General features: G+C 76.5%; 3 protein-coding genes. 1 reads left to right on the top strand and 2 read right to left on the bottom strand.

Annotated elements, in window-relative coordinates:
• Nucleotides 1-805, top strand: an 805-nt coding sequence (locus BKE38_RS28900; RefSeq protein ID WP_165694318.1) for a DUF4384 domain-containing protein, incomplete at its 5' end; no start/stop codon positions are given.
• A 61-nt stretch (nt 806-866) separates the two neighbouring features.
• Here BKE38_RS28900 and BKE38_RS28895 read toward each other — a convergent pair.
• Both BKE38_RS28895 and BKE38_RS28890 read right to left on the bottom strand, forming a co-directional pair.
• Complete coding sequence (locus BKE38_RS28895) at nt 867-1,976, bottom strand: hypothetical protein (RefSeq protein WP_076960568.1); 1,110 nt, start codon at nt 1,974-1,976, stop codon at nt 867-869.
• 10 nt (nt 1,977-1,986) lie between these two features.
• Nucleotides 1,987-2,651 (bottom strand): OmpA family protein (locus tag BKE38_RS28890; RefSeq protein WP_076960567.1); only part of this gene is annotated, 665 nt, incomplete at its 5' end.

Raw genomic sequence — 2,651 nt, 5'->3', positions numbered from 1 at the left:
GGAGCGCACGACGCCCACCGCGCCGCCCGAAAGCCCGCCGGCACCGCCGGCGACGCCCGGCCCCGCCACGCCGCCCGAGGCCGCGCCGGCGACCCCGCCGGAAGCGCCGCCGCCGGCAGCCCCGCCGCCGACGCCGCAAGCCCCCGATCCGGCGCGGCTGCGGGCGGTGCTGCAGACGGTGCTGCAGGAGCAGAGCTGCGCCCTGCTCTCGCCCGAGATCCATGCCGACGGCGCCATCCTGCAGGGCCCGGCGCCACGCGGCACGGCCGAGGCGATCCGCCGCCAGCTGGACCGCGCCGGCATCGCGCCGAACAGCGTGTCGCTGGCGCTGCAGGATTACCGCGGCCCCTATTGCGGCCTGGCCGAGGTGCTGCGCCCGGTGCTGGCGCCGCCGGAATCCGGGCCGCAGCTGCGGCTCGACGGCCACCAGCCGCTGCTGCGCGGCGAGCTGCTGCGGATGGAGATCACCATGCCGCCGCGGCCGGCGATGCTGGAGCTGCTCTATGTCACCAATGACGGGCAGGTGGTGCAGCTCAGCCCGGTTGAGGCGCAGGTGGCGGCAGCGCGACTGCGCAAGGGCGACCCCGCGCCAGGCTTCCCCGGCTGGACCGTGGAAGAACCCTTCGGCACCGACCTGCTGCTGGTGATCGCCAGCGACCGGCCGCTGTTCCCGGCGACGCAGCCCACGGTGCAGACGCTCGACGAATGGCTGCCACGCGCCCGCGCGGCGCTGGACATGCTGCGGCGCGGCGGCGGCTGGGCGGCGATCCGGCCGCAGGTGGTGGCTGTGGCGCCGCGGCCCTGAGCATGCGATGGCCCGCGGCGGCATCGCCGAGGGCGTGAGTCGCCCGCTGCAGAAACACCCCCTACCGGTCGGCGGGGTCGAGCGGCAGGCCCTGGAAGGTGCCGCCTTCCAGCAGCATGGCGCGCAGGTTGTCGGCCTGGGCCTCGGTGAGGTTGGCCAGGCGCGGATTGAAGAAGCGCGCATCGGGGGTGAAGAGCAGATAAGCCTGCATCTCGCCCGCCATCAGATCGGCATTGCGGGTGTCGTAGCCCTCGCGCGCCAGGAAGGCACGGAAGCCGGCGCGCTCGCTGTCGGCCAGCCGCTCGCCCCAGACGCGGCGGACATGCGCCGCGTAGAAGGGCAGCGTGAAGTCGTGGCCATGGCCGATCTCGTGCCGCAGGGTGGTGCGGCGCGCGGCCTCGTCCACCTCGCCGCCGGGGGCGACGATGGAGATCACCGCGATCTCCCCGGAAGGCTCGGCGTGGCGCGCCGCGGCCAGCTGCTCGGCCACCCAGTTCTCTGAGGCGTTCAGGGCGATGCGGTCGCGCGCGGCCAAAGCGAAGAAGCGCGCCAGATCCGAGCCGCGATAGTCGTGGCCATAGTAGAAGGTCTCCGCCCGCTCGCCGCTGCGGGCCAGCACGGCGGCGAGCTCGGCCTCGGTCAGCACCCGGTCGCGCGGCGTCGCGGCCTTTTCCACCAGCGCGGCGATGCGGTTCAGCGCGGTGCCCTGGCTGGCCAGGTCGGGAAAGTCGAGCACGAAGATGCGCGGATTCTCGACCAGCCTGAGCAGGGTCGGGCGCTGCGGGCGATGCGCGGCGATCTCGGCCTCGCGCAGCAGCGGCGGCGCGGCGCGCGGGGGTCCGGGCGCGCGCGGCGGCGGCGCATGGTCCAGCGGCAGGCGCAGCACAGGCGGCGGCGGCTCGGCCGGGCGGGGCGCGTCGGCGACGGCGGCGGGCGGCGGCGCGGCCGCCAGCGGAACGGCCCGCGGACCGGCCGGGGCGGGCTGCAGGCCGAGATGCGGGGCCGCGACATAGACCACGGCGCCCAGCACCGCGGCCAAGGCCACGGTCGCGCCCGCCCAGCCCAGCGCGCTGTTGCGGCGACGGCGGCGGCGCATCGTCAAGAAGTCCATGCCCGGCGGCAGGCGGATGGTGTCATCCGCCGCCTCGGCCGGGCGTCGGCCGAGCTTCACAGGCGCAGGGTCAGCCGCCCAGGTTCAGCACCTGGACACGGCGATTGGCGACCTCGGGCACCTCGGCGCCGGTCGGCACCAGCAGCTGGCTGTCGCCGAAGCCCACCGCCTCCAGCCGCGCCGGATCGACGCCGTAGTAGCGCACCAGCAGCTCCCGCACTGCCATGGCGCGGCGGCCGGACAGGGCCAGGTTCATCGCCGCCGAGCCCACCGTGTCGGTATGCCCCTCGATGCGGAAGCGGAAGGGGCGCAGGGTCTTGCTGTTCAGCGCCTCGCCCAGGGGCGCCAAAGCGCGGATCGCCTCGCGCGACAGCTCGGCCGAGCCGGTGGCGAAGTGCACGGTGATCGAGGCCGCCGGCACATCGGCCGGCGCCGTGGTCAGCCGCACCGGCGGCGGCGCGGCGGCGGCGACCGTCGGGCCCGCCGCGACCTTGCCCAGCATGGCCGGCGGGCCGCCGGCGGAGGGCAGCGGCCCGGGCGCGGTCTCGCGCACCGCCTGGCTCGCCAGGCTGGCGCCCGGGGTGACCGGCAGCGGCGGCGGCGCCGAGGGCGCGGCGGTGACGGGTGGCAGCTCGGCCAAGGGCGGCGCCTCGGCGGAGGCGTCGGCGCCGGGGGTGCGGATGCCGCGGGTGCGCGGGCGCAGCTGCTCGATCAGGCTCTGGGCGGCGGCGCTGG

The sequence above is a fragment of the Teichococcus deserti genome (genome assembly GCF_001982615.1).
Taxonomy (GTDB): Bacteria; Pseudomonadota; Alphaproteobacteria; order Acetobacterales; family Acetobacteraceae; genus Pseudoroseomonas; species Pseudoroseomonas deserti.
This window is presented reverse-complemented; position numbering and strand designations above follow the sequence as displayed.